Origin of the sequence: Streptomyces sp. WM6378 (genome assembly GCF_001279695.1) — a bacterium.
Classification (GTDB): Bacteria; Actinomycetota; Actinomycetes; order Streptomycetales; family Streptomycetaceae; genus Streptomyces.
Genome location: NZ_LGDD01000223.1, coordinates 1 through 23,691, shown reverse-complemented (window position 1 = coordinate 23,691; position 23,691 = coordinate 1). Strand labels below are relative to the sequence as shown.

Below are 23,691 nucleotides of genomic sequence, written 5' to 3'. Positions count from 1 at the left end.
AAGTTGCCCTGTCTGCTCGGGCGGGGGATCGGATACGTTGGCACGACTTCAAGGTGGCCAGTCCCTATGACTGAGCTCCGGCCCTGGGGCCGGAGCTCAGTTGGTAGCCGGGTGGTCAGTTCCAGATCGAGTCGGCACAGATGATCTGGACGAAATCCCACCGGGTGTCGCTGCTGGTCTTCATACGCATCCCCTCTCTCACAGTTCGGCCATGCGAGAGGGCCGTCTCGTTCGGCAACACCATTCCCGCCGCAGGGTTGGCGTCGAGGAGGTGATGGCGTAACGCGCGCCGCTCTGAGCAGAGTTGGGGAAGAATGAGAGGCATGGGACGAGCTTCTCGACGACGCGCAGAACGCCGCAATGCACCGCAGGCGGCGACCGGGCCCGATGCCGTTCCCGGCGTTGTGATACCGGAGCGGTACCTGATCCGCCCGGCCACCATGGACGATGACCCCGATGTGGTGCGCGCCCTCCTGGAGCCGGTGGATTTCATGGATGCCGCGATGCCCGAGGAGATCATCGATCGGATGCGCACCGGCTTCTGCATGCCAGCACACTTCGGCACCTCGACCCTGCTGCTCGCCCAGGAACACCCTGAGGGACAGGTGGTCGGCCTCGCTCATGCGATCCCGCCCGTGGAATGGCTGATGGAGATGGAGCCCACTCTGGGTCGGCAGCTGTGCCTGAGGCTGTCGAGGTCGCTCGTCGAGTTGGAAGCGGTGTCGGTGGCCGACAGCGCCCGCGGCCAGGGACTGGGGCACCGACTCGTCAACGAAATGATCCGCTTCTACAGCGGCCAGGGCTGCGAGGCGATGCTGGGCGGAATCCACACCCACAAGCCGCATTTGGAGCGGTACTACGAAGCCGTCGGCTTTCATGTCCTGCCGCCCGGGGCTCCACTCGACCTGGGGCTGCCTGCCGGCCGGATCCGGTACCCGGCCACTGCGTCGATGCGGCATCTGGCGCGCCCATTGGCCCCGCGTGTCTCCTACCGCGCCGGTGTCCTCGGAGAGTTGCTCACCAGCCGGTGAACCCACATGGCAAGGAACTGCCCACTGTCACCGGCGCACCCGGCAACTGCACCAACCCGCCGCCGATTTGCGCCGCGCGGTCCAGGAGTTGATGCAGCGAGGCTGGAGCGGCTCTACCCGTCCGCTGGCGCACGGGCGCCTCTGTCCACAGGGCGGTGCTCCCAGGATCGGTGGTGAACGCCGCTGCTCGTTGTCCGGGGGCTAGCGGGACGTAGCAGGCCGACGTCCCGCAAGTACCTGTCCGCGTGCAGTGTCGGGTTCGATCCAGGCCCGGATGGGCCGCATCGTGATGTCGAGGAGGGGTTTTCATGAGCATTTTCAGCCGACGGGCACCGGAGGATGCTGCCACCAGCGGCGAGGACAGGGCGTGGCTGGAGAGCTGGGCTGGAGGCCCGCGAGCCGACTTTGACGAGGTGGAGTTCGTCGACGACTACGCCGTGCTGCGCTGGGAGACCGACCGAGGCGGGTTCGGGCTCGCGTACGCGCTGCACGACGGCAACGGCAGCGTGCACGGCGCGCGCCGGGCGCTGCGCCAACGTCACCGGGACCATGTTGGTGCCCGGTACGCGTGCGTGGCGGTGGCGATGGCGGCGACTCAAGTCTCCAACCCGTACGTGCCCAAGCTGGTTGCCTGCGATATGGACGAGGGCGCCCACCAGTACGAGACGACGTGGGCCCGCCTGGCCGCAGTGCTCGGACAGCGCGCGCCGTACTGGTTCGCCACGCTGCGGGACCGCGACGCGATCGCCGCGTGGCAGCCGGGCGCCCCGCCCGCGGTGGTCCCGGCTTGCCACGTCACCAACCCCATCGGCGCGGCAGCCGATCTCGCGGCCGCCGAGCCGGACGGCTCTCCGGCCGCTGAACTCTGCCTGCACCTCGTCCGGGAGATCCGAGCCCGTGACCACGACGCCGTCACCCGCCACATCACCGAACTACAGGAGAACGCGGCTGAAGGCGGCGACGGCGCCCACCTCCTCTTGGGCGCGGTCCCGGCGGAGCTGCGCCACCCGGAGCCAGCCGAGCCCTCGGAGATGGTGCGCCGGGCCGGTTGGCTCGCCATCACCGAGCGCCGGGATGTCGTGGCCCACCGTGTCGCCGACTTGGTTCAGCGCTGGGACGGCGGACAGGACTGGCATACCGGTGGCTTCGTCATCGTCGACCCGAAGGCCTGCGCGGTGACTCGGGAGTGGGAACAGCGCCTGGTGCCGGCCAACCACGGACAGGCTCCGACGGTCCTGGAGAAGCACCTCCTCGACAACGCACATGGAGAGTCCGACGTTCTGCTGTTTGACCCGGCCACGGGCGTCCCGGCACTGCGCCGGGCCCCCGGCACTGACCGGGAAGACATCTTCACCCTGTGCCTGCAGCGCCTGCCTACCCGCTCTCCGCTCTCCGCCCTGGTCGTGAGCGGACAGACGAGCTGGATCCGTACCGAGGACGGCACGGTGTGGTTCGCGCCGCACCGCGAGGGCTGGGGTGTGAGTTGGGGCTACTCCGGGACCGGTTGTCACACCCTCGCCCAGCTCCTGGGAGCCCTGCTGGACGACATCTCTGCCCCCGCGATGACGTCCGGCGCCAACGAGGAAGAGAACGGCCTCTTCGAGCTGCTGCGGACCACCCCTCAATCCGGCGCGACGACGTACACGAGAGGTCAGCTGGAGGCGGCCCGCGCTAGTAGCTGAGCGAGTAGGAGCAGGCCGCGGTCGTGCCCGGAGGGGGGTTCCTTGACCAGGATCCGCCCGCCGCGGCCGCCACTCTGCTCGCCGTCAGACAGACTCCACGACGCCGCAGGACGAACGACCGGACCGGGCTGAGTGACCGGCTGCCCGCCTATACAGACGACACCGACGCCGGCTCACGGTTCTGTTGCTACCGCGAGCCGGCGTCGGCACCGATCGTCTTCACCGAGCAGAGCACTGCCATCAACGCGGCTGCCCCCGCCCGATCTCTCCGCCGTAGAATCACTGTGCGCCGCATCTATTTAGACAGGAAAGCATGTCGAACCTCCCGCAGTACCCGCAGTACCCGCAGCACTCAGCCGCCCCGCCTCCCCTTGGCGCGATCGGCAACACTCCGATGTATCAGCCCTACCCGGGGCCGTACGGCACGCCCGCCGGCATGGGAAGCATGGCCGCTCCGTTCGGCCTGGCCGACCTCGGCTCCAGGCTCGGCGCGCGAGTGCTGGACCTGGTCTTCTGGTACGTCGGGTACATGGCCACCGGTGGTATCTGGCTGAGCATGTGGATCGATGCGGGAGGCGGCTCCACCGCTCGCACGCTCCTCCTCATCTGGGTCGTGGCTTCCGGCGTCCTCTACTACCCCTTCTGCATAGGGAAGTACGGCTCCACGCTGGGCAAGCGCATCTGCAAGGTACGGATCGTGCGCCGCGAGACGGGACAAACCATTGGATTCTGGCGTGCGTTGAGCCGGGAAGTCTTCTGGCCCGTGGCGAGCATCATCCCGGTCCTCGGGTTGCTCAACTCGCTCTGGTGCTGCTGGGACAAGCCATATCAGCAGTGCCTGCACGACAAGGTCGCCGACACCATGGCCGTAGCGCGATAGAACCCCGCACGGACGTTCCACCCACCCAACCGTCCGCCGGCTATCAGCCCATCGCCCTCCGGGGGGCCCATCCGGACGCCGCAGACCGGGACGACTCCCACTGCCCAGAGGACGCTCATGCTCATCGATGAGCCGACCGGCGGGCCCCGGAGGATCGGTTCAGTACGGCGTCGCAGTGGGCATTGCCATGACCGCATCACCTGCCCCGCAGGAACGGTCAGCGCCCTGGGCGCTCGCCCCAGCCAGGCAGGATCGGAGGAAGATCGCTGAGCTCACCGGCGGGACGCTTGGGCTGCGGCGACTCACCGTCATCGCCGTCCCACCGCCGCGCGTACTGATCGGGAAGGTCCCCCCAACCCCAGTACGGCGCAGGGCTGCTGGGCCGCTCGCCGAGCGCCTTCAGCGGGTCGATGCGCTGCTCGGCGACAGTGCAGAGATGGGCCCAGTAGTCGCCCAGGTCGAAGACGTACGCGAACTTCTCGCCGGCCTTGAGACGGCTAAGGGTGGCGGCGCCGTCGACGGTGCCCTCGGGGGCTTCGTCGTCCCACCACTCCAGCGGGCTGATCTCGGTTCCGTCCGCGAGCGTGAACTGGTGCAGGTGCGACAGGTCCCAGCGGCCGAAGGCGGCGTCGATGGCCGTGGCGAGTTCGGTGAAGCAGTGCGTCCGGGCGGCCGCGAAGATACGGCCAGGCCGCGGCCAGAAGTCGGCTCCGTGACCCGAAACCAGCTCGACGCGGATGGAAAGCCATGTGCGTGACACGACGAGCTCCTGCCCATGAACAGGCCCAGAGCAAACCGGGAACGAGGCGGCGGCAACCGTCGCCAATGAGGCGGGCTGGGGCAACTCGATGCTGCCGGGTAGGCTGCCGTTCAGCGGCAGGTCGCGCACGTCGTTCGCCTGATACGTCCGACTCCCACGTTGCCGGACGGTGGCCAAGGACCCCCGGGACCTCCCGGCGCGGGCCCGTGGAGTGCATACGCCCTTGCCTGCGCTGTTGGCGCCCGAGCCCGGCGGGATACGTGGGGTCCCGTATCGGAGGCTGTCATGACCAAGAGCGGAGCCAACGGTCCCAAATCCCGGGCCCGCAGCCGCGCGGAACGCAGCGGCACCAAGTACATCCAGGCCCGGCGCGGCGGGGCCGCGGAACCCGGTGCCTGGGCTGACCCTGGTGCCTGGGGCGAGATGATGCTCACGTCATTCCACAAGGGCGAGCCGCTGCCATGGGGAGAGACGGTCAGCAGCTGGCAGTGCCATCGATGTGGCGCCAGCACTGACACGTGCGCGCTCGTACTGGGTACCGGGACCGTCGGTGTGCGGGCGTACTGTCCCGGTCCCAGTTGCCTGCCTCCGTTGGCCGACTACCCCGCACTGCGGGCCTTCGCCCACAGCATCCAAGTTTTCTACCTTCGAGCCGGGTCGCCCTCCACCGAGGCCCTCGGGCGCTACGTCGAGGCGGTGACGGGGGGTCCTGCCGCAGCCGCAGTGAGGAACGTTCTCAGCGGAACCGTTTTGGCCCGCTGGGACACGGTGCGAGCCCTTGTGCACGCTCTGGGGGGTGACGAGGTCGAGGTCCAGGACGTGCTGCCCCTGTGGCAGGCGGCCGAACGCGAACAAACCGAGGGCACGGATGGGCTGTTGACCAGCCTCGCCCGCCAGGAGCGGTTCACAGGGCTCCCGCGCCGCTGATAGAGCGACATCCCGCCCCACCGGCTGAGTGACCTCGACTAACCGGCCCCGCATGGGCTTTCCCGGACGTGGTGGAGGCGAGCGTGTCAGCGCGGCGCCGAGGAGCCCTATCAGCGCCACGGCGGAGGCGGTGGCGAGGCTGAGCTCGTGTAGCCCGCGCAACCCCGCCTCGCGGCTCCGGCTTGCGCTTGCCTGCATGAACACCCCAGGCATGGGGTGAGCAGCCCTGTCCGGCTTCAGGCTTCCCGTTACGCACATCGTGGTGCGTAACGGGAAGCCGAGCGCACATCCGCGGCCCGACCCTTATTCGGGCGCCGTCCCTGAGCCCTGATGGCCGGGGCGCCCCGCTGCGTACGCGGACGACGATCTCTGGTTCGGGCGACCTGTTGCTTTGTCAGCTGCCTTTCGAAGCGAGCGCGCCGCTCGGCGCAGGGACGTGGCTGCGGGCGAAGACGGCTCTGCCACTGTGAGGAGCGGCCACCGCTTGTCCATGCCGGATCCTTGTGGTCTGGGGTGGAGGCCGAGTCGGATGTCAGGCACCGATGCCAGCACCGGCCACCCCAAGGCCACCATCTCTTTGAGCACTGCTCGTTGGAATGACCGGCTCGGCAGGTCACCGTCGGGGTGATCCGGTCCCGACAGCAGCAGGCCCAGCAAGGGTGTCAACAGGTGGCGAGTCTCTTGCAGTTGAAACCGATACTGATCGACGACGAGCACGGCCGCCTGGGCGGGAGAGTAGAGATGCTCCCGGGCTTTCTTGACGCCTTGCTGGAGTACATAGTGGCGTGTGCTCCATGGGACCGGAGCGCGGCGGGTGATGGCGACGGCGGCGTCGGCGAGGTCATCGATCGAGGCTGACCAATCCTCCTGGACGACGAGGATGGAGTCGTATTGCGGGCGTGCCCGTACCAGAGCTTGGTGCATAGCCGTTCCGCTCTTGGCGACGGCGAAGTCGTCTTGGACCACTAGCTCGGCCAGGACGCCCGGGGCGACGGCGTCCATCGTTAGGGGCGGGCTGAACGGGAGTTCGGGAGCCGGCTGCGGCAGCCGCCGCGGGGGTGCGAAGGGATGGAGAGCATCGTCCTCCCGGATGACCAGGACTCGTTGCCCCTCTTGCGCCCACACCGCGCCCAGATTGAGAGCCGTGCCGGTCGCGTCGTTGGCACCTCCGCAGGTCATCACGATGACGGTTGCCTGCAATGCAGAGTTTGATCCCTGCGATCGTGCTTTCAGCACTGCTGCTCGTGCGGCACGGAAGTTCTGTCCGCTGCGGTCCATCTGGGTGCGGATCCGAGCGACTTGGGCGCTCGATCGATCTTTGGCCATGAGGGCCTCCCTGACGGGATCCACGCCCTCCCGCTCGGAAGGTCAATACGGCCGTTGAGGCCAGGCAGATGGGGGCACGGGCACTTGCCCGGGAGTTGGCCCGGGGGGCGCCTTGGTCACCCCTCCACCAGGGCGTGGGCGTGGTAGAGGCTGCGGTGACGAGGTGGCGTACGTGGCTGGCCGCCTGAACTGTAAGCCGACTGCTGCGCGAGTTCATCGTCGCCTACCTCGAAAGGCGGACGATTCTGAGCGTGTTCATCCGTGTGGCCGAACGCCGCGCCCAGCCACCCGACCTGGCCCCGCTCCGGCGCACCGCTGCTCGCTTCGTACCCGGCTGCCCACTCGCCCGGCAGCACCGCGGGCACGGACTTTGCGGCCGCCGCTGGCCCCTCGGGCGCGGTGCAGTGGTGGGATCGGCGGTCGAGGGCTCGCTGCGGCTGCTGGCTGGCCGCCAGGCCGCGGAGGGCACCCGTCCATGCCTGGGTCTCCGGACCGGGATCCACCACCTGTGGTGACCCTTAAAAGTTGCTCCATTGGACCTCGCGGGGTACATTAGTGAATATGAGTGATGCAAGTGCACCGTTCGCCCCCTGGAGGAGCTGTATGAATCGAGAGTCCCGCATGGCCACGTTCTCGAAGAGCGAGTGCGTTCGCTCCGTGGTTCGCAGTATCGAGGCGTCGATCGAGTCGTTCAAGGCAGAGCGTAAGGAGGCGTCCGGGCTGGATGCGCAGGACCTGGACCAGATCGTGGAGTCCTTGGAACTGATGCGTGCCGACTGCCTTCAGTTCGCCGAGCACTGGACCGACGAGGAGCAGCGGCTCCGCGTGGCAAGCGACGTAGAGCAGTTGCTCGGGCATCCGCGTGGGGTCCTTGCCAACTCCCCGGAACGCTTCTGGGCGTCGATGAGGCAGATGCCGGAGCCCGCTCGTTAGCGGGGCGCCCAGGGCCACCGCCGACGAGGCTCTACGCCTCCGCACGCGTCCCGGCCGAGGGGCGATGGCCGAACTGGCCGCCCAGGCCCCGACGACGAGGACGACGAGCCCCGCCATCACGCGGCGCACCCTCGCATCTGCCCATCACCAGCCCTGAGCCGCACCCGCGCACCATTCGGGACCGCACGAGGTCCGCACCCCACACGTAGGGAGAGTTCCATGAACACATCGGTCTGGGTCGCGGAGAGCCTCCCCGTCCGCCTGGTCCCCGAGGGCCAGGAGGCGGCCGGCGACGCCCTGTCGGCACCGGTGGTCGTGCTGCGGCATCGCGCGCGTAAGTCGGCGGCGCGCGCCATGGCCCACCATCTCTACGTCCTGGGCAGCCGCCGGCCCGAGCTGAAGGCGATGGTCCAGGCGGCCGGGGACATGTTCGCCGCGTCCGCCAGTTGTGATCCCGCTTCCGCTCCCGTGCTGTGCATCAAGGGCAGGGTGTACCGCCTTCGCCAGGAGACGGAACCCGCAGCCGATGCCTGACCGCGCCGGGAGTGGGGTCCTGCGGTCCTCGGCAGCATCCACGTGCAGGTACGGGCGCCTCGGCAGTGAGCCCGCCCCGTGAGCCGGGCTGCGACTTTCATGTGCCTGCTGGTAGGAGAGTTGTCCAGGGGTTGTCCGGAGTGGTGGTACGGCGCCTCGGCGACCAGTCCCGGGATGATCACCTGGCTGCTCGCCGCCGAAAGCACAGGTGCCCGCCCGCCGGCCCGGGCGGATGATGGGCATGGCCGGCGGCGCCCTCCTGCAGTCGGCGATGCATGGGCCGGAAGGAGGACGGCGATGACCGGGTGGGCATGGCTGATGGCCGTACTGGCGAGGCTGCACCGCACAGGCGCCCCTGCCGACGCCCCAGTACGCGCTGAGCCCGTCGAGCGCCCGCTCGGTGCCGGCGCCCTGGTCGGCGGGCGCCCGGCGAGCACGACGGACGAGCTCCGCCCGTTTCCCGCGCCGCACCGGGCCCGAGCGGTCCCGGTCCCGGTAGTGCTGGCCGAGCAGTGGCAGGCCCGACGCGACCCGCGGCTGGTGTACGCCCGGATGTCGAACGCTGAGCGGGCCCGGATGCTCAGGCAGCGCCCCGACTGCGAGTTGTGCGGGCGCAGACCGTCGGCCGCCGTCGATCACGATGCAGGGACGGGCCGGGTGCGCGGCGTGTTGTGCCGGAGCTGCAACAGCTGGCTGGGGTCGATGGAGGCGGCGCTGCGCGTGCCCCAGCGCCGGATGCAGAACCAGGCGGCGTACCTGCACTGGCGGTTCGAGGCCGGCGGACCTGCCGCGCTGGCCTGGTACCTGGGGGAGCTGTCCTATCTGGGCCTGAGCGAGAAGGAGTTCGCGGACGGCCTGAACCAGGTGCGCCAACTGCTGTCGGTCCCCTGCGTGTACTGGACCGATGACGGCCGGCCGCCCTCCCGCGACACCCAATGGACGAAGACCGGCCCACTGGAGGATGCCGAGGAGGCGGACCGTCACCACCGCCGCCTTCGGTGCGCTCTGGGGCACGAGAACGTCGTCGTGACCGCGTTCGAGCCGGATGACGGGGTGAACAGCCCGGTCCCGCGCGGTCTGATCAAGCCCTTCACCGGCGACGCCCACTCGGTGTACGGGCACAGGTTGTACACGCACACGTAGTGCGGGCACGCGGCCTGACCAGCCGCCGGCCAGGCCGCGTGGTGTCTCCCTGCTGACCTGCGAAACCAGGGAGGCGGGCATGGCGCTGGGCCTCCCCCTCGGGCGCCGTGCCCGCTTCTGGCTCTGCCAGCGCCCTCGCGGGGGAGGTTCCCCGCTGTGCCCTCGCTGCCCTTCCACCAGCCGGGAGCGCTGCGCTGTGGCTCTTCTGTCGTTGCCGGTAGGGGAGTTGTCCAGGGGGTGTCTGGAGCTATCCGGCGCGGTCGTGGGGCGCCCCGGTCGGTTGCCCTGGGGGCGGCAACGTTCGGCGATGGGCGCTGGCGTTCGCGCCGCCCTATAAATTTGACGTATGCTTCCTTTGTGGGTACGGTAGTGAATAAGTGTTCGGGGGAGTGCCCGCCAATCTCACGGGTTCGGTGAAGTCGTCCTTGTTCTTCGCGCTCATGGTTTTGGTGCTGGTTGCGGCGGGCGTTGCCTGGGTCAAAGGGCCGGGCAGCTGTGCTCACTGACTCTTGCCCCTAAGTGCCCGCGCGTCGCCTGCGATAGCTGTTTCCGTACGAGGGCCGGAAGGCCCGGTGTCGGACGGCTGAACAGCTCACACGGGCGCTCCCTCGAGAAATCCGCAGGCGCCACGCGCCGCTGTACGTGCATGACCGGTCATTCCGCCCCAGCTCAGGAGAGGCAATGTATTCCCACATAGATGACCTGCTCGACCCGGTTCTTCTCGCGCGCAGCCTCGATGCAGGCTACGTCCGTGAGCAGACCCACCCCACCCTGCCGCTGCGCATCCTCAACTACAGCGAGAAGGCCCAGTTCGAGCGGCAGTGGCACGAGGTCACCCTGCAGTGCCGCGGGCTGGTCATCGACCACCAGGGACGGGTCCTTGCCCGGCCCTACGGGAAATTCTTCAACTACTCCGAGCACCCCGAGGGCACGTTCGGCCTGGACGACCCAGTGGTGGCGACCGACAAGCTGGACGGCTCGCTCGGCATCCTCTACCCGCTGCCTGGCGGCGGGTACGCGATCGCGACCCGGGGTTCGTTCGCCTCCGACCAGGCGCTGCACGCGACGAAGATCTGGCGGGAGCGCTACGCGGACACCGCGTCGGTCAAGCCGGGTGTCACCTACCTCTTCGAGATCATTTTCCCGGAGAACCGGATCGTCTGCGACTACGGCACCCTGGACGACTTGGTGCTGCTCGGCGGCGTTGATGTGGCCACCGGCGCCCCTCTGTCCGCTGATGAGCTGCCATGGGACGGCCCCCGCGTCGACACCTTCGACTTCACCACGCTCGCCGAGGCTCTGGCAGCTGCTCCGCGTCCTGGCGCCGAGGGTTTCGTGCTGCGCTTCCCCGGCCGCGACAACACCATGATCAAGATCAAGCAGGACGACTACGTGGCACTGCACCGGATCATCACCGGGCTCAACGCCCGCGCGGTCTGGGAGCGGCTCGGCGCGGGTGACACCGCAGCCGAGATCTGCGACGGCCTGCCCGACGAGTTCCACGACTGGGTCAAGGACGTCGCGGTCAACCTGACCGCGCAGTGCGGCGCGATCCTCGCCGAGGCCCGCGCCGAGCACCAGCGCATCCTCGACGGCCTGCCGGAGGGATGGACGCGCAAGGAGTACGCCCTGCACGCCGGTCGCTCACCCATGCGCGCCTGGCTGTTCATGCTCCTGGACGGCCGCGACCCGGCGGCCCGGATCTTCCACACCCTGCGGCCCGAGGCCGACGTCCGGCCCGCCAACACCACTGAGGACAACTCCTGATGCCCACCCTGCACTTCACCCGCGGCCTGCCCGCCAGCGGCAAGACCACCTGGGCGCGCACCTGGACCGCCGAGCACCGCGCGGGCCGGGTGCGCGTCAACCGGGACGACCTGCGCTCCATGCTCGACTCCAGCGAGCACATCAAGGGCGTCACCGAAAAGCGCGTGATCGCAGTCCGGGACGCGACGATCCTCAAGCTGCTCCGGCAGGGCTACGACGTGGTCTGCGACGACACCAACCTGCCGCAGCGCGTCGCCCGCGACCTGGCCCGCCTCGCGGACCGCGCCGGCGCCGAGCTCCAGGTGCACGACTTCACCCACATACCGCTGGACACCTGCCTGGAGCGCGACGCGGCCCGCGAGGCGACCGTCGGCGAAGACACCATCCGGGGCCTGCACCAGCGTTTCCTGGCGGGCAAGCCGTCGCCGCTTCCCCTGCCAGAGGAGAGGCGTTCCGCTGCTCCGACGGGGGTGCAGTACGAGCCGAAGCCCGACAGCCCCAAGGCCGTCCTGGTGGACATCGACGGGACCGTCGCCCTGATGGACGGCCGCAGCCCCTTCGACGAAACCCGGGTACACCAGGACGTCCCCAACGCTCCGGTGATCAGCGTCGTGCGGGCGCTGCACGCTGCGGGCCAGCGCATCGTGTTCCTCTCCGGTCGTACCGACAGTTGCCGGAACGCCACCGAGGCCTGGCTGACCGAGCACGTCGGCGTCCCGTACGACGGCCCCTTCATGCGGCCCACCAGCGACTACCGCAAGGACTCGGTCGTGAAGGTCGAACTCTTCGACGCCCACGTACGCGACGCCTACAACGTCACCTGCGTACTCGATGACCGCACCCAGGTCGTCAAGGCATGGCGGGGGATCGGGTTGACCGTGCTTCAGGTCGCAGACGGTGACTTCTGACACCACCCCACCTGCCCCTCTGGCAGTGGGCGTCCTCGAAGTGGCGTGCTGCTTGGGGGAGTCAGTCCGAGAATTGGCGGGCAGCCCGGGCCTTTGAGCCTGGCCTGCTTCCACGGCCCCCCGCCATGGCCGGGGGTCTCGTCGTTTCCAAGCCCTCCGAGGAAGAGATCGCCCGCCGCGCTGCCGTCCGCTCGCCCCTTCGCTTCCTCCTGCGCCTCGCCCCTTGGTATCCCGACTCACCGTCGATGACGGGACACGTCGCACCCCCAACGGGTCTAGGTCCGGCCAGGGCGAGGAAACACAAAGCTCCGCCGGTTCACTGTGACGGTGGTGTCCATGGTGTGCCCGGGGCCTGGGCCGTTGCCTCGGGCCGCTGCAGGTCGTGGCAGTCAGTGAGGGTCAGGACTTGTGGAGACGGAGACGGCGGTGAATTTCCCGGCCGAAGAAGTAGGGCCAGATGGCCAGAGCGAAGACGAAAAGGATGGCGATCATCATCACGATCACAGGGGCTGGGAGTGTGTCGACTCCCGGCGGGGCGTCGGGGTCGTCTTGCGCACGCTTGAGTACACGCTTGAGTAGATCGGAGGGACCACGTTTGCGCCAGGCGGCCACTGCCATGCCGAGCGAGGCGTAGATGATGAGGATCAGGAGCAGTTGGACAGTCGGCATGTGGCAAGTGTGGTCCAGTATCCGTTGCTTGTCAGACACTTCACGAAGCGGCGCCAGGTACACGGCTGCCTGCCGCGTCCTTTCTCACCTCAGAAAGCCACGTCTTCGCCCAGAACGAGGTTCTGGTGGTCGGTCGACTGCTGGTCGGTCGACACCCGCATGTAGACCAGATTGGCCACGTCGCTCCTTGCTTCTGCCGCGTCATCGGACTCCGTCTGTCATCTAACCCTGCCGTCAACCGCCACCGGATCCGATGGGATGTGGACGGCGGCCCGTACAGCGTGGCGGTCGAGCGCGCATGACCAATCAGAACCACGCCAGCCCGCCCGGCGCGCCTGGTCACGAGCGAATGACGTCGGCTGAACTCCGCGCCTCTCGCGTGTAGTTGGGCCTGGCCGCGGACAGTTGGTGGTACCGCCTTGAGTTCCTCGAGTGGCTGATCGCCGACGATCCCGCGAACCTGCAGTACGTCGTACCGGACGACATTGACGAGGAAGTTCGTGACCGGGTCGGGACGTCGATGGGGAGGGTTGTGGCGCCGTGGCTGGCCAGGGTCTGCTATAGCGGGCCAGCTGCTACAGGGATGCGGAGCGGCGGCGTACCTCGCGCCTGTCGGGGCTGCTTGTGCGGCAGGCGGATGCGGCACTTGCTCAACTGGATCAGGAGCGCGGCTCCTCACCGTTGGGCATGGGCTACTACACGCTTGATCGAGCCAGGGCGGCCGCCGAGTTGTACGAGCTGGCCTGGGAGGTCACCTGCGCGGTGGGGCAGGAGCAGCGTGCGCCTACTGCTCCCGACCTGCCACGAGCGGCCTGAGACTCGCCCCCCGGTGTGGGGGTCTTGCAGCGGACTGCCGGACCCCACATCGTCGTCGGCCCGCCGCCGGAGAGGACTGGCGCCGCGTATGTCCGCGTCGCCTCCGCTGCCGCGCCTCGGGGTCAGCTCACACTTTCCGGCTCAGGCTCGTTGGCCAGGCCTACCAGGATGTTGTTGATGCCTTCGATCAGCTGTGAGAATTCCTTGTCGCCCAGCCCGGCCCGCACGCACTCCACGACACGAGCGGCCCATTCCACCTTCGGGGGAAGCGCCAGGTCGATGTCGAACTGCTTGTCCGGGGTGAGCTCCCGGAAGAGGAAGTTCAGGAAGCCGGCGGTCCTCAAGGCCCCTGGTGCGGTGTACCGGCGGTGGGCTTCCGCCGCCGCCTGGAGCAGTCCTTGGGCGTTGGCCGGGTCATACGTCTTCATCGCGGTTTCGAGCAAAGACCAAGCGCCAGCTAGGTAGGCATCCACTCGCGGGCGTCGACCCGGGGTAAGCGGGTTCCCGAACCGGCGGGCCACCTCCCCGTGCAACTCTGCGCGATCAATGGCGTCGTTGAGGTCCATGCTCGTATCGCTATCCCGTTGGATGGCCGAGTGCATGAGACTGAGCCGCAGGGCGCGCCACCTTCACCTTGATGGCGCAGCGCCGTGGAGGCCGGGGGGCGGGACGCGGTGTAGAGAATCAGGGAGCAGGGGAGGCGCCGAACTCGTCCGCTCCAGCCGAGTCAAGCAGACCCTGGCTCCGGTCGGCCTAACTGACGACATTCCGGCCGATCTGCCCCCTCGCGTCCGGTGGTGCGCGCCTGCTGCTCGGCGCGCGGCCGTGCGGTGTGCCCGGCCCGTCGCCCTGGCCGTGCACGGCGGGGAGTCATTCCGCGTGGCGCGCGGGTGCTGGGTGGGTTGGTGCGGTGGTGTCCCGGTTGGTTTGGTCGGTGCTTGGTGTTCTGTAGTTGGGTGGGTTGGTTGCGACCTGGTGTTTGTTGCTGTCGGTTGGGGCTTTGGTCTTCTGCGTGAGGGGAGTTGATGCAGGGGCATCCCGCTGGGTGTTGCTCGGGTGCTCATTGCTCGGGCATGGTCTGGGGGTGCTCCCTTTTGACCGCTGCGGACTCCACTTCCACGCGAAAGAGGATCACGACAGTGCACAGGTGTGTTGCAGCACGGTGCGCATGTGGTTGGCCCGGCTCCTGTTGGCGAATTCCAGGAGTCGGGCCTTATTGGTGGGTCGGGTCTTGGTGTTGCGGGGGCGCCTTCGCCAGTGCTTCCCGTCAGTGCTGTGCATTCAGAACGCGCTGCGCCAGCTGTACATCAGGTCGCGATGCATCCGCTCGGAGATCGCGTCTCCCGCCGTGGCGGCCATGCTTGCACAGACGAACGCGTCATACACCGTGCCGAAGTCGCTGAACCTTTCCCAGTCATCGATGGCCCCTGCCTCGTACTGCGCATCCCAGCCAACATCCGATTCGACATGCCCGGTTCCGAGAAGCGTGTTGTGGGCCTGCTCCAGGTCGAGTTCCCAGTTCGCGTCACGCCCGCATTTGGTGATCTTCTCTGCCTGCTCGTAGGTCAGGTCAGCGGCCTGCCGAATGACGCTGACCACGTCCCGCCAGTTCCGGCCGAGCAACTGAGCCAGGTCATCCTCAGTGCAGTTCTCCGGGTCGAGCGGGCGGGCGTACCGAGCTAAGATCTCGTCGACTTCATCGTTCTGCTCGTAGAGCATCGTGCCCTCACTTCTCCCTGTGGGCCTTCTTCTCGTGGTTGCGCATGCTGGCGGGGGCGCCGTAGTAGTCGCAGGGCTCGCAGTACTCCCAGCCCGCGTCTCTGACAGCCTTGTGGACGACGGAGTGGCTGGGGCCGAAGCCCTTCGCGTGGAGCATCTGCGCGACGGACCCGCCGTACTCGACGGCGATCAGTGCCGCTTCGGCGACCTTGTCGTGGCCGCGAGCGAAGAACGAGCCGAGGCCGACGTCGTTGCCGCAGCCGCAGAAGCACTTGCCCGTCGGGATCAGTCGGGGGAGGTTCCTTGCCATAGAACCAAGGTAGCTGAACTAGGTTGAACTACAAGGAGTTTGACTAAGAATCATGATGAGAAAAGTCCGGGCCCATTGGGGGCGTGCGGCGCCCGGCGGGTCCTGGGCATGAGCTGATCGTGCAGGACGCGGGCCCCAGGGCGCGAGCCGCCAACGCCGCCCGCCGCGACCGACGTTGACTCCAACCCTGCGACGTTATCCCAGTACAGAAGGCAGAAGCGCGAAGATGCTGTCCCGTTCCGCAGGGCGGTCTTCAGCCTCCCCGCTGCCGTCCGTCTGGCCGTCTGGTGCCGTCCGTCGCTCATCTCTGTGCTTCGGTTCCGTCGCCGGCCGTCGTCGCCATAGGCTGGCGAGTATGAGTGGACAGAGCGTGTTCGGCACCCTTTCGTCGACTGGGTGGCTCGGTGAACACCCCGGGGACGGCAAGGACTTCGCTTTTCTGATGCTGTACGGCCTGGGGGACGGCGTCGCTTCCCCTCGGAGTGCTCAAGGAGCTCTCCGTGAGGTGCTGCAGGCATGGGGGATGCGTGAGGGCGTCTTGGCCGTGGACCCGGTCATCGACGGCACGCCCGTCACTGTGGTGGTCGAGGGTATCCAGGCCACCGTCACGGGCCTGCCCGGTGTCACTCCCGTCCGGCCGACGTCCCAGGAATGGGCCGATGTCGCCTGTGCCCGACGGCAGGTGTTCCTGGGCATTACGTCCCGGATCTACACGGCCGCTGACCGCAGTGACACCGCGCTCTCCGCATTCTTCAAGGAGTCGCGCACCATCGACGCGACCGCGTCCCTCCTCGTTCCTGTCACTGCTGCCGGCTGACCCGCCGGGCTCGCGAGCGGGAGGCCTTCGGTAGCCCGCCCCGCGGCCGCCGCGGCTGCGCTCCTCGCTGGGCTGCGCACCCCCGGCTCGGCGGCGTCGCCCGCCCGTGGGTTCGCCGTCGCGCGCTGCCCGGCGTCCGCCCGGTCTCTTTGGAAAGGGGCGGTCTCGCGCCCCGTTGCTGCCGTGCTCGCTGTCGCCCCGGGCTCCACCGTCAGCTGTGCGGCGCTCTGCTGTACTCACTCGTTCGAGGGACGGTGTTCATGGGCGGTAGGCGGCAGGCTCAAGGGATAGAACGACAAGGCGGAAGCGGAGCGATCCGGGGGTTGTGTGGCATGGACGATGAGTACGGGCCCGTGGTCGCCTCCTTCACGCGGGCGGAGTTCTTTGCGGATGGCACCTTCATCGCGGTCCCGCCGGTGGTGTCGTCGGCCGCCGGCTTGAAGATGCCAGTGATCATTACCGTGGGGGCGCGGCAGGAGTTCGTGACTGGCGACGGCGGTGAGGACGACCGGCTGCGGGCGGTGCTGTTCGCGGTGGCACGGGCTGTTGAGCAGGCACCGGTGGGCGAGGTGTGTTTCGTGGTGCCTGCTGGGGAGTTGCCCTGCGGCCGGGAGCCCATCGGCGCGGACCGGCTCATCGCCATCACCGAGCCCGGCGATACGGGCGAGCCCGTGCTGACCATGATGCTTCCCGGGGAGATGTGAACGCGGGCATCTGCCCGCCCTGCGGATCCGGTGCGGGAGGGAAGTAGGGCTGTTGTCGTGAGCGCCGATGTGCCGGTTCCGGTGTTGAGCACCGACCGGATCAGGGCTTGTCTGTATACGCTGGGGGTGCCGGAGCCGGAGGTGCTGCCACGGGCGGCGGCTCTGGGGGTGCTGCTGTTCTGGGCGGAGTCGTCGGCGGCCGCAGCCGACCGTGTCGAAGTCGAGGAGATGCGCGAGGCGTTCGTCCTGGCCATGGACGCCACGCTGGGCGTAGACCCGTTCAGCGATGAGGCGGCAGCCGAGACCGTGCCGTCCTCGGTGCTCTGGCCGTACCTGCTGCGCTCCCGCATCACCCGCACGCTGGTGGACGTGGACGCCACCCGCCTCGATGACGCCGCCGACGGCGTTTTGCCGGCCACGGTCCTCCAGCACATGCTCACCGGCGCGCAGACGATACTCACCATGGCAGCCCCGGACACGGGCGAGCCCTCACGGGAGCAGATGGGCGAGAAGCTCCACGCCGTGCGCGACGTGCTGCGCACCGTCGACGGGGAACTGAAGGCCGCACAGCGACGCGTCAACGCTGCCCGACGGCAGCTGCGAAACCTCGGTGTTGATCTGTAGCCGAGTCCGACGACAACTCGACATGGCGCTCGGTCCGCCTCCGCGCCTCGTCCGGCGTCCGTTCGCTGGTCCGCCCGGGGCGGCTGGTCTGGTCTGGCGCACCTATCCGTTCGCCAGTGGGCGGGCGGGGGATGGCGGCCTCCGGAGGATTATGACGTTGCCGCGTTCCGCTGCGCCCGCTTGTCCCGGAGCCACTTGCGCGGGCTGACCCCCGCCGGGCGTTCGCTCTCCCACCGGACCTCGTCGGCGGCTTTCTCCGCCTGGACGACCGCGTGCTTGGTGGCCAGGCGGGCGTAGGCGAGGGCCTTGGCCACGGTCGACAGGACGGCGGCGGCGAACCGAGGGTCGTGCTGGTCCGCGGCCGCCACGGCGAATGCAGCGGGGAACCCCATCTCCGACCGGGAGTTGGTCATCTCCCACTCGACGTGCCCGATGCCGTCCACCTGGACGGTCTGGGGGACGAGCAGGGTGGCGTGAGCGCGGACCTCCCGATACAGAGCGGTGCTGTCCGGGTCGTCGCGGTCGAGGTGGTCCTCGTGGCCGACGGACACCTGCACCTCGTAGCCGGCCCATGCGAAGCGGGCGGTGCGCTGCGGGGTGAGCCGCACGTCGGCGAGGGGCGCGCCGAACTTCGACGGTTCGGTCTGCCGCAGGCCGGGGTATGCCGCGGCGAGCGCGGCCACAGTCTGGTCGAGAGGGCTGGGCGAACTGGGCAGGGTGGTCTCTTCGGGCACGGCGGGCCTTCCTGGCTGCGAGGGGATGGGTACGCGTCCAGGCCGCACACGGTGGCCGGTGCGTTCGCCTGGGTGACGCCATCCCCACTCATGCGGGAAGCAGAAGAGCAGTGCTCCTAGCGGGAGCCATCCCCGCGTGCGCGGGGCACAAGGGCCGGGGCTGCCCGGCTGCCCCCAGGATGCCAGAGGCGTTCCGCCCATGAGGGCCCTTTCCCACACACGCTGCGGTCGGAGTCTCCTCTCTTCCGGGTCGGTCAGGTGCGGTTGCGGTCGGAGGGTTCCGTGCTGGTCCGGGCCAGCTGCGGGTCCACCGCGTAGACGGCCGGCTGACCGGGGCGCGGCGGGAGGTGCTCGTTGATCCAGGTTCCCTTCACCCGGGTCCGGCGCCGGGTGAACGTCTTGCCCTCGATGGCGTCGGGGCCGTAGACGGGGCCGGAGGGCCGGCCGTGTTCGTCGAGGAGGTGGACTCGGGTGTTGCGGGTCCAGTGGGCGCGGCGCCAGTCCCGGTACTGCGCGGGCGCCCTGCCCGACGGGCTTGGCGTGCTCGGCGGCGGGACAGTGGCGGCCTGGTGGGGCGGTGCGGTGAAGCGGAGCACGCGGACGCCGAGGAGCGCGCCGAGGCGGGCCTGCGGGGTGCGGGCGGCCTGTTCGAGCTGCTGCTGGCGCCGCTGCGCCGCGGGCAGCCGGTTCTTCTTGCCCTTGCCGCTGGTGCGGGCACGGCCCGGGATCGGCGGGGGTGTGTCCCAGTCCTCCAGCGCGTTCAGGGCGGCGTAGTTGCGCAGTACGCGGGCGGCCGGGCCGGGGTTGGTGTCGAGCCGGTGTACCGGGTGCATCGACCAGGCGTAGCGGCCGTCGTGCATGATCTTGGCGATGATCAGCCAGCCGAGCAGCGGGTTGAACATCAGCGCGGCGTCGGTGCCGTCGTCCGGGTGGGCCAGGAGCACACCGCCCATGACGAGCGGACTGCCGCCGAAGAACGCGTCGGGCCCGGCGCCGAAGTGCGCGGCGACGTGGGCGTGGAGGTCCTCGTCGTCGGCGGTGACGGCAGGCAGCGGAACGCCGTCGTGGAAGACCATGACGGCCTCGCCCGTCAGCCGCAGCTGTGCCTCGGGTTCGGGCGGCAAGCCGGTGACGGCGTCGAACGCCTCGGAGGCCGGCACGAAGTACGGCTGCGCGGTGTAGGCAGCGAGCATCATCTGCAGGTCGACGAACCGCTCGACCTCGCGCTCCCGGCCGGGCTGGAGCAATTCCCCTTCGACAGCAACCGGGTTCGTGCTCCTGAAGCGGACGCTGGCGGCGTCGCCGGGCTCCAGGCCGTGCCCGAGGACGACCTGCTCCTCGCGCTGGGCGGTGTCCTCGTAGAGCACGTCGCCGGCAAGCTTCTCGCGAAGCACCCAGGGGATGAGCCGGACCAGATCGATGGTGCGCCCGTCCTTCGCGCGCAGTACACGGCGGCGCGGCATCCCGCTGCGCCAGCTCAGGTCCTGCCCCGGCGCCAGCCAGTTCGTCACCTCGGCGTTGTGCAGCAGCCGTTCCCAAATCCCGGAGAACTCCCGCTGGCAGCGCTGCTCTTCCTCGGGCGTGAGCCGGGCGGCATCGACCAGGTCGGCGCCGTGCATGAGGCGGGCGTAGGCCTCGCTCACCGGGTTCCCGGGCGTCATGGTGCTGAACGTGGCGGGCATCGTGCGGTCCTCTCAGCGGCCGAGCCAGTGCCGCTCGACGGTGAAGCTGTCTCCCGCGTAACGGTGCCACAGCCGGGGGCCGACGCCCGGCCAAGCGGGGATCCCGGACAGCGGCGGGCGGCCGCCCCGAGCGGCGTCGTCGGCAAGCATCCGGGCGAAGCCGGCCCGGTACTCCTCGCTGCCCCGGTGCCCGCGTTCGACGTCGGCGAGGACCTGCCGCAGCGGGTGGGCGCGCACCTCGATCCGGCCACGGTGGGTGGTGCGGGCGCTGTGCGTGAGGATCTCGACCCAGGACCAGGCGTCCAGCCCGCGCGCGAGCGCGACGCGGTCGATGTGATCGGCCAGCGGGCCGCCGCCGTCGGTCCAAGCCGCGTACAGGCGCACCGAGCCGTCGGGCTGGGGCACGTCGGTGCGCACCAGCGTCTCGGGCCCGGCCGAGGCGAGCGCGCCCTCGACCACAGCTTGTTCGACCGGGCCGCGGCTCCCGATGGGCGCGAGAACGGGCCGCGCGGCCGCGGGCGGGGCCGCGAGGACGGGCACGGGCAACTCCAGCAGCAGCGAGTAAACGGGCGGGGCTCCGCATCCTCAACGACGAGCCGGCCCGCCGATTACGGTCCCGGGCGAACCAGGCCGCCCCCCCGGCGACCCCGCGCCTGCCGTCGCCTCCGGCCTCCGCCCGTCCCGCCCCGGCGCCGCGCCAGCCTCCGTGCACTGTGCCCGTGCCCGCCGGGGCCTCTCGCACGACGGACTCTGTCCACAGGGCCGTGCTCTGAGGATCGGCGCATGACTCGGATGACTGCTGCTGACCGTAGGTTTGAGAGGGAACTCAGGAGGGACAAGGACCTGGCCCGATGGTGGTACCGCCACGAGTTCTTCCAGTGGTTGATCGATGACGACCCCGAGAACCTGGAGGGCGTCGACCCAGCCCAGGTGGACGAGGAGGTTCTTGAGCGCGACGGCACCGGATACGGCAAGGTCTTGGCGCCGTGGCTGGCCAGGGGCCTGCTGGCTCATGCCGGCTGCTATGCGGAGGCGGGAGCACGACGTGCATCCCGTCTGCCTGCCTTGCTCATACAGCGGGCCGACGCGGCGCTTGCGGGGCTAGCGGGGTATCGCAGCTCCTCACCCGACGGGTCCGGCTACTACGCGGCGAGGTACTCCAAGGAAGTTGCCGAACTCTACGAGCTGGCCTGGGAGGTCACCTGCGCGGTGAGGCAAGAGCAGCATGCGCCGGCTGCTTCCGACCTGCCGCGAGCGGCCTGAGACTCGCCCCGGATTGTGGGGTCCTGCGACGAACTGCCGGGCCCCACACCGCCCTGGCCCCTCGCCGCCGCGCCCGGCCCGGCCGCGGACGCCGCCTCGGCCTCCGCCGCCCGCCGGCCCCGGCCTGCTACCTTCCGCGGCGCCGTCCGCCTTCCGGCCCGGCGCCCGCCCGCTCCGCCCGCTCCGGCCTCCGCCGCGCGGTGCGCGCGCCGCCGCGGTCTGTCGCGCTGTCTGGTTCTGGTGTGTCCGTGGCTGTGGTCTTCGGTTGTGCCGTCTGCGTTATCTGGAGTTCGACGCGCTTCATGGAGGTCGATCGGGTGGTCTGGTGTCGGGCGAGTTCGGCGAGTCGGTGTTGGTTCGGCCGAACCATTTCCTGGGCGGGTGTCCGTGCCGGGGCTGACCGGCGGCTCCTATGCGGGCTGGCCGTACTCGGCGACGTAGGCCGCGTAGTTCTCGGCGAGGGCGGCCCGGCCGGCTGCTGCGGTGAGGTGGTCGATCGAGGTGAGCAGCGGGACCTGCCGGCCGTCGATGGTGGTCGTGAGGTGTTCGATCCGGCGGGTCAGTTCGGCGACGACGCTGGGAGCCGATTCGATCAGCAGCTTCCCGTCGCGCCAGGAGAACCGTGGTGCGCGTCCGATACCGGTGCTGTGGGCGTGTACGGCCAGGGTGGATGAGTAGCTGTACGGCAGCTCCGGGTTCTCGGTCAGCAGCAGGTAGACCCGTTCGGTGTCGCCGCCGTAGCCGACCAGGCCCGTGCAGGGCTTGATCGGTCCGTCTGTGTCCCGGGCCGCCAGCTCGTAGACCCGGCACTGCGAACAACGGAACAGATCGGTCACTTGCTCGTACTCGAACTCGTGGCCGCCGAACCTGTCGTCCAACCTGGTGACCTCGGTGGCCGGGCCTTTGGCGGTGCGGAGGGCCCGGGTGTACTTGCCGCCCTGGCTCGCGACCTCGCGGGCGCGCTGTGCGGCGGTGGGCTGCTTCTTTGGCACGGTCGACTCCAGCCTGGCGGTACTCCCACGCTCCCCGCCGGCGAATCGGGCCGGGACGGTCTGCTGCTCTCGCGGGCCCCGGAGGACCTTGGCCGACTGTGCCCCTGGCGGCGTGGGCGCTCGGAGCGGCGGCGGACGGCGGTACGCGTCTGGCCGTGGTGCGGTTCCACGGTAGGGCACAGCGGCGGCGTGGTCACGGTGGCACGGCGTCGGCGCGTCCGGCCTCGTCCCCCCTCCGCGCCGGCGGCCGTGCCGCGCCGGTTCCGCCGTCCGGCCGTCGCGCTTCGGCCGGCCACCGGTCCGCCGTGCGCTCCTCGCGGCGGCCTCGTCTGCTGCTCGCCTCTTGGCCGTCCGCGCGCCGTGTCCGTGTCGTCTGCCGCCTCCCGTCGCCGCTCCGCACTGTCGTCGCTGTTCCGTCGCCGCCGTGCAGCGCCTGCGACGGTCCCCGACTGCGCCCGCCGGGCATCGCGGCGCGCGCCTCGATCCCGCCCGGGCCGTCCATCGGGCCGTCCATCGGGCCGTCCATCGGGCCGTACGCCGTGCAGCGCCTGGTGCCGGGGTCGTCGTCCGCCGTCGCTCGCTCGCTCGCTCGCTGCCGGGTCGTGCTGCTTCCACTTGCTTTTATAGCGTGCTGGTTGAGCTTGTTGTTATAGCGCGCTGTTGGGGCGTGCTGTGCATGCGTGTGTGCCGTGTGTGGTGGTCTGTTGCGCTGGTCTTGTGGGCTGGTGTGCCGGGCTGGTGTCGCGTGTGTCTGCTGCGTGTTGGTAGGGCTCGGGGTGGTGGCGTGGGTGGTGTGTGTGCTGGTCGTGCGTGGGTGTTGTCCGGTCTGTTTCGGTCGGTTCCGGTCGCTGTGGCCCGGTGTGCTGATGTGGGGTTCCGGGGCCGCTAGGGTCCGGGGTTTGTGACGGAGACGACGGGAAAGCGGAAGCGGCTGGTGCCGACGGGGGATTGTTTCTGCGGGTGTGGTGGTGAGGCGGGGATCGGCCGGTGGTTCGTGCTGGGGCACGACATCACGGCCGGTGCGGCGTTGCGTGCGGTGCAGGGCGGGGTGAGCCTGCCGGAGCGGCTGGTCGAGTCGGGGTTCGGGCCGGGGCGTTCGGTGGTCCAGGAGGCGGTCGACCGGGCGGGCTGGGTGCGTTGTTCGGGGTGTGCGTATGCGGGGGCGCCGGCGGGGCTGGCGGCTCACATGCGCTCGGGCGGGTGCGACGGCGGCGCCGGGCGGGCGGAGTCCGGGCCGGACGGGGTGGCCGTCGAGGAACTGCCCGCGGCTGCGCCGCTGCCCGCCGCCGAGGACCGTACGGGCGGTTCGGGCGGGCCTGGTGTGGGGGGTGGGGATGCCGGCGTGGTGCGGGTGGAGGCGGGGGTGGGTCGGGGGGTGGTTTTTCCGGGGCCGGGTGACGGGGTGGGGGGGGGGGGGGGGGGGCCCTTTGGCGGGGACGTGGGGGGGGGGGGGGGGGGGCGGGGGGGGGC

Annotated in this window: 24 protein-coding genes; 14 read left to right on the top strand and 10 right to left on the bottom strand. The window is 69.6% G+C overall.

All coding sequences use genetic code 11. The features are described 5' to 3' along the window. The first annotated feature begins 440 nt into the window (after nt 1–440). The 3 genes from ADK54_RS17895 (at nt 441) to ADK54_RS17885 (ending at nt 3,593) form a co-directional block, all read left to right on the top strand. The gene (locus ADK54_RS17895; RefSeq protein WP_234392119.1) at nt 441–1,031 is read left to right on the top strand and encodes a GNAT family N-acetyltransferase; all 591 of its coding nucleotides are present in this window, start codon (nt 441–443) and stop codon (nt 1,029–1,031) included. 308 nt (nt 1,032–1,339) lie between these two features. Further along, nucleotides 1,340–2,713, top strand: coding sequence for a hypothetical protein (locus tag ADK54_RS17890; RefSeq protein ID WP_159047821.1), 1,374 nt, complete (start codon nt 1,340–1,342; stop codon nt 2,711–2,713). Between the two features lie 313 nt (nt 2,714–3,026). Further along, complete coding sequence (locus ADK54_RS17885) at nt 3,027–3,593, top strand: RDD family protein (RefSeq protein WP_053726643.1); 567 nt, start codon at nt 3,027–3,029, stop codon at nt 3,591–3,593. Nucleotides 3,594–3,810: 217 nt separating this feature from the next. Here ADK54_RS17885 and ADK54_RS17880 read toward each other — a convergent pair whose 3' ends face one another. Next, a complete protein-coding gene (locus tag ADK54_RS17880) occupies nt 3,811–4,353 on the bottom strand; it encodes an IS1096 element passenger TnpR family protein (RefSeq protein ID WP_053726642.1) in 543 nt (180 codons plus the stop codon). Between the two features lie 591 nt (nt 4,354–4,944). Here ADK54_RS17880 and ADK54_RS46065 point away from each other — a divergent pair. Continuing rightward, the gene (locus tag ADK54_RS46065) at nt 4,945–5,280 is read left to right on the top strand and encodes a hypothetical protein (RefSeq protein ID WP_053726641.1); all 336 of its coding nucleotides are present in this window, start codon (nt 4,945–4,947) and stop codon (nt 5,278–5,280) included. A gap of 303 nt (nt 5,281–5,583) precedes the next feature. On the opposite strand, the gene ADK54_RS46060 is transcribed toward ADK54_RS46065, so the two are convergent. Continuing rightward, entirely contained in the window at nt 5,584–6,606 is a 1,023-nt protein-coding gene (locus ADK54_RS46060) for a hypothetical protein (RefSeq protein WP_159047820.1), read from the bottom strand. A 621-nt stretch (nt 6,607–7,227) separates the two neighbouring features. On the opposite strand from ADK54_RS46060, the gene ADK54_RS17865 reads away from it, so the two are divergent. From ADK54_RS17865 to ADK54_RS17845, 5 genes are all read left to right on the top strand, one after another. Beyond that, nucleotides 7,228–7,539: a hypothetical protein gene (locus tag ADK54_RS17865; protein ID WP_053726639.1), complete on the top strand. Its 312-nt coding sequence runs from the start codon at nt 7,228–7,230 to the stop codon at nt 7,537–7,539. A gap of 219 nt (nt 7,540–7,758) precedes the next feature. Beyond that, a complete protein-coding gene (locus ADK54_RS17860) occupies nt 7,759–8,073 on the top strand; it encodes a hypothetical protein (protein WP_053726638.1) in 315 nt (104 codons plus the stop codon). 297 nt (nt 8,074–8,370) lie between these two features. After that, the gene (locus ADK54_RS44930) at nt 8,371–9,216 is read left to right on the top strand and encodes an endonuclease domain-containing protein (RefSeq protein ID WP_053726637.1); all 846 of its coding nucleotides are present in this window, start codon (nt 8,371–8,373) and stop codon (nt 9,214–9,216) included. Between the two features lie 681 nt (nt 9,217–9,897). Further along, nucleotides 9,898–10,983: an RNA ligase gene (locus ADK54_RS17850; RefSeq protein WP_053726636.1), complete on the top strand. Its 1,086-nt coding sequence runs from the start codon at nt 9,898–9,900 to the stop codon at nt 10,981–10,983. After that, entirely contained in the window at nt 10,983–11,891 is a 909-nt protein-coding gene (locus tag ADK54_RS17845) for an AAA family ATPase (protein WP_053726635.1), read from the top strand. Before ADK54_RS17850 ends, ADK54_RS17845 begins: the two co-directional genes overlap by 1 nt. A gap of 399 nt (nt 11,892–12,290) precedes the next feature. On the opposite strand, the gene ADK54_RS17840 is transcribed toward ADK54_RS17845, so the two are convergent. Further along, the gene (locus tag ADK54_RS17840; protein ID WP_053726634.1) at nt 12,291–12,560 is read right to left on the bottom strand and encodes a hypothetical protein; all 270 of its coding nucleotides are present in this window, start codon (nt 12,558–12,560) and stop codon (nt 12,291–12,293) included. 687 nt (nt 12,561–13,247) lie between these two features. Between ADK54_RS17840 and ADK54_RS48290 the strand changes: the two genes are divergently transcribed. Continuing rightward, nucleotides 13,248–13,376, top strand: a complete 129-nt coding sequence (locus ADK54_RS48290; RefSeq protein WP_267887019.1) for a hypothetical protein — start codon at nt 13,248–13,250, stop codon at nt 13,374–13,376. 122 nt (nt 13,377–13,498) lie between these two features. Here the strand turns inward: ADK54_RS48290 and ADK54_RS17835 are convergent, their stop codons facing one another. The 3 genes from ADK54_RS17835 to ADK54_RS17825 form a co-directional block, all read right to left on the bottom strand. Then, nucleotides 13,499–13,942 carry a hypothetical protein gene (locus ADK54_RS17835; RefSeq protein WP_159047818.1) on the bottom strand — a complete coding sequence of 148 codons (444 nt, stop codon included), beginning with the start codon at nt 13,940–13,942 and terminating at the stop codon, nt 13,499–13,501. A 715-nt stretch (nt 13,943–14,657) separates the two neighbouring features. Then, the gene (locus tag ADK54_RS17830) at nt 14,658–15,095 is read right to left on the bottom strand and encodes a hypothetical protein (protein WP_053726632.1); all 438 of its coding nucleotides are present in this window, start codon (nt 15,093–15,095) and stop codon (nt 14,658–14,660) included. A 7-nt stretch (nt 15,096–15,102) separates the two neighbouring features. Further along, entirely contained in the window at nt 15,103–15,405 is a 303-nt protein-coding gene (locus ADK54_RS17825) for a hypothetical protein (RefSeq protein ID WP_053726631.1), read from the bottom strand. Between the two features lie 355 nt (nt 15,406–15,760). On the opposite strand from ADK54_RS17825, the gene ADK54_RS17820 reads away from it, so the two are divergent. The 3 genes from ADK54_RS17820 to ADK54_RS17810 all read left to right on the top strand — a co-directional run bounded on the left by ADK54_RS17820 (nt 15,761) and on the right by ADK54_RS17810 (nt 17,550). After that, nucleotides 15,761–16,222 (top strand): DUF5949 family protein, encoded by a 462-nt coding sequence (locus tag ADK54_RS17820; protein WP_159047817.1) that lies wholly within the window; start codon nt 15,761–15,763, stop codon nt 16,220–16,222. A gap of 332 nt (nt 16,223–16,554) precedes the next feature. Continuing rightward, nucleotides 16,555–16,926, top strand: coding sequence for a DUF6573 family protein (locus ADK54_RS17815; protein WP_053726629.1), 372 nt, complete (start codon nt 16,555–16,557; stop codon nt 16,924–16,926). A 126-nt stretch (nt 16,927–17,052) separates the two neighbouring features. Beyond that, complete coding sequence (locus tag ADK54_RS17810; protein ID WP_053726628.1) at nt 17,053–17,550, top strand: hypothetical protein; 498 nt, start codon at nt 17,053–17,055, stop codon at nt 17,548–17,550. A 149-nt stretch (nt 17,551–17,699) separates the two neighbouring features. Here ADK54_RS17810 and ADK54_RS17805 read toward each other — a convergent pair whose 3' ends face one another. From ADK54_RS17805 to ADK54_RS17795, 3 genes are all read right to left on the bottom strand, one after another. Then, nucleotides 17,700–18,284: a hypothetical protein gene (locus ADK54_RS17805; RefSeq protein ID WP_053726627.1), complete on the bottom strand. Its 585-nt coding sequence runs from the start codon at nt 18,282–18,284 to the stop codon at nt 17,700–17,702. 254 nt (nt 18,285–18,538) lie between these two features. Next, nucleotides 18,539–19,966: a hypothetical protein gene (locus ADK54_RS17800; RefSeq protein WP_053726626.1), complete on the bottom strand. Its 1,428-nt coding sequence runs from the start codon at nt 19,964–19,966 to the stop codon at nt 18,539–18,541. A 12-nt stretch (nt 19,967–19,978) separates the two neighbouring features. Next, nucleotides 19,979–20,506 carry a hypothetical protein gene (locus tag ADK54_RS17795; protein WP_053726625.1) on the bottom strand — a complete coding sequence of 176 codons (528 nt, stop codon included), beginning with the start codon at nt 20,504–20,506 and terminating at the stop codon, nt 19,979–19,981. A gap of 243 nt (nt 20,507–20,749) precedes the next feature. Between ADK54_RS17795 and ADK54_RS17790 the strand changes: the two genes are divergently transcribed. Further along, a complete protein-coding gene (locus ADK54_RS17790; protein WP_053726624.1) occupies nt 20,750–21,229 on the top strand; it encodes a hypothetical protein in 480 nt (159 codons plus the stop codon). 410 nt (nt 21,230–21,639) lie between these two features. Here the strand turns inward: ADK54_RS17790 and ADK54_RS46795 are convergent, their stop codons facing one another. Then, nucleotides 21,640–22,221 (bottom strand): hypothetical protein, encoded by a 582-nt coding sequence (locus ADK54_RS46795; RefSeq protein ID WP_199826987.1) that lies wholly within the window; start codon nt 22,219–22,221, stop codon nt 21,640–21,642. Nucleotides 22,222–23,691: the final 1,470 nt, after the last annotated feature.

What these genes read in the sequence shown, in the direction of transcription:
- ADK54_RS17895 (WP_234392119.1), top strand. Translation starts at nt 441, where the DNA reads ATGGACGATGACCCCGATGTGGTGCGCGCCCTCCTGGAGCCGGTGGAT.
- ADK54_RS17890 (WP_159047821.1), top strand. Translation starts at nt 1,340, where the DNA reads ATGAGCATTTTCAGCCGACGGGCACCGGAGGATGCTGCCACCAGCGGC.
- ADK54_RS17885 (WP_053726643.1), top strand. Translation starts at nt 3,027, where the DNA reads ATGTCGAACCTCCCGCAGTACCCGCAGTACCCGCAGCACTCAGCCGCC.
- ADK54_RS46060 (WP_159047820.1), bottom strand. Translation starts at nt 6,606, where the DNA reads ATGGCCAAAGATCGATCGAGCGCCCAAGTCGCTCGGATCCGCACCCAG.
- ADK54_RS17865 (WP_053726639.1), top strand. Translation starts at nt 7,228, where the DNA reads ATGGCCACGTTCTCGAAGAGCGAGTGCGTTCGCTCCGTGGTTCGCAGT.
- ADK54_RS17860 (WP_053726638.1), top strand. Translation starts at nt 7,759, where the DNA reads ATGAACACATCGGTCTGGGTCGCGGAGAGCCTCCCCGTCCGCCTGGTC.
- ADK54_RS44930 (WP_053726637.1), top strand. Translation starts at nt 8,371, where the DNA reads ATGACCGGGTGGGCATGGCTGATGGCCGTACTGGCGAGGCTGCACCGC.
- ADK54_RS17850 (WP_053726636.1), top strand. Translation starts at nt 9,898, where the DNA reads ATGTATTCCCACATAGATGACCTGCTCGACCCGGTTCTTCTCGCGCGC.
- ADK54_RS17845 (WP_053726635.1), top strand. Translation starts at nt 10,983, where the DNA reads ATGCCCACCCTGCACTTCACCCGCGGCCTGCCCGCCAGCGGCAAGACC.
- ADK54_RS17840 (WP_053726634.1), bottom strand. Translation starts at nt 12,560, where the DNA reads ATGCCGACTGTCCAACTGCTCCTGATCCTCATCATCTACGCCTCGCTC.
- ADK54_RS48290 (WP_267887019.1), top strand. Translation starts at nt 13,248, where the DNA reads ATGGGCTACTACACGCTTGATCGAGCCAGGGCGGCCGCCGAGTTGTAC.
- ADK54_RS17835 (WP_159047818.1), bottom strand. Translation starts at nt 13,942, where the DNA reads ATGGACCTCAACGACGCCATTGATCGCGCAGAGTTGCACGGGGAGGTG.
- ADK54_RS17830 (WP_053726632.1), bottom strand. Translation starts at nt 15,095, where the DNA reads ATGCTCTACGAGCAGAACGATGAAGTCGACGAGATCTTAGCTCGGTAC.
- ADK54_RS17825 (WP_053726631.1), bottom strand. Translation starts at nt 15,405, where the DNA reads ATGGCAAGGAACCTCCCCCGACTGATCCCGACGGGCAAGTGCTTCTGC.
- ADK54_RS17820 (WP_159047817.1), top strand. Translation starts at nt 15,761, where the DNA reads ATGAGTGGACAGAGCGTGTTCGGCACCCTTTCGTCGACTGGGTGGCTC.
- ADK54_RS17815 (WP_053726629.1), top strand. Translation starts at nt 16,555, where the DNA reads ATGGACGATGAGTACGGGCCCGTGGTCGCCTCCTTCACGCGGGCGGAG.
- ADK54_RS17800 (WP_053726626.1), bottom strand. Translation starts at nt 19,966, where the DNA reads ATGCCCGCCACGTTCAGCACCATGACGCCCGGGAACCCGGTGAGCGAG.
- ADK54_RS17790 (WP_053726624.1), top strand. Translation starts at nt 20,750, where the DNA reads ATGACTCGGATGACTGCTGCTGACCGTAGGTTTGAGAGGGAACTCAGG.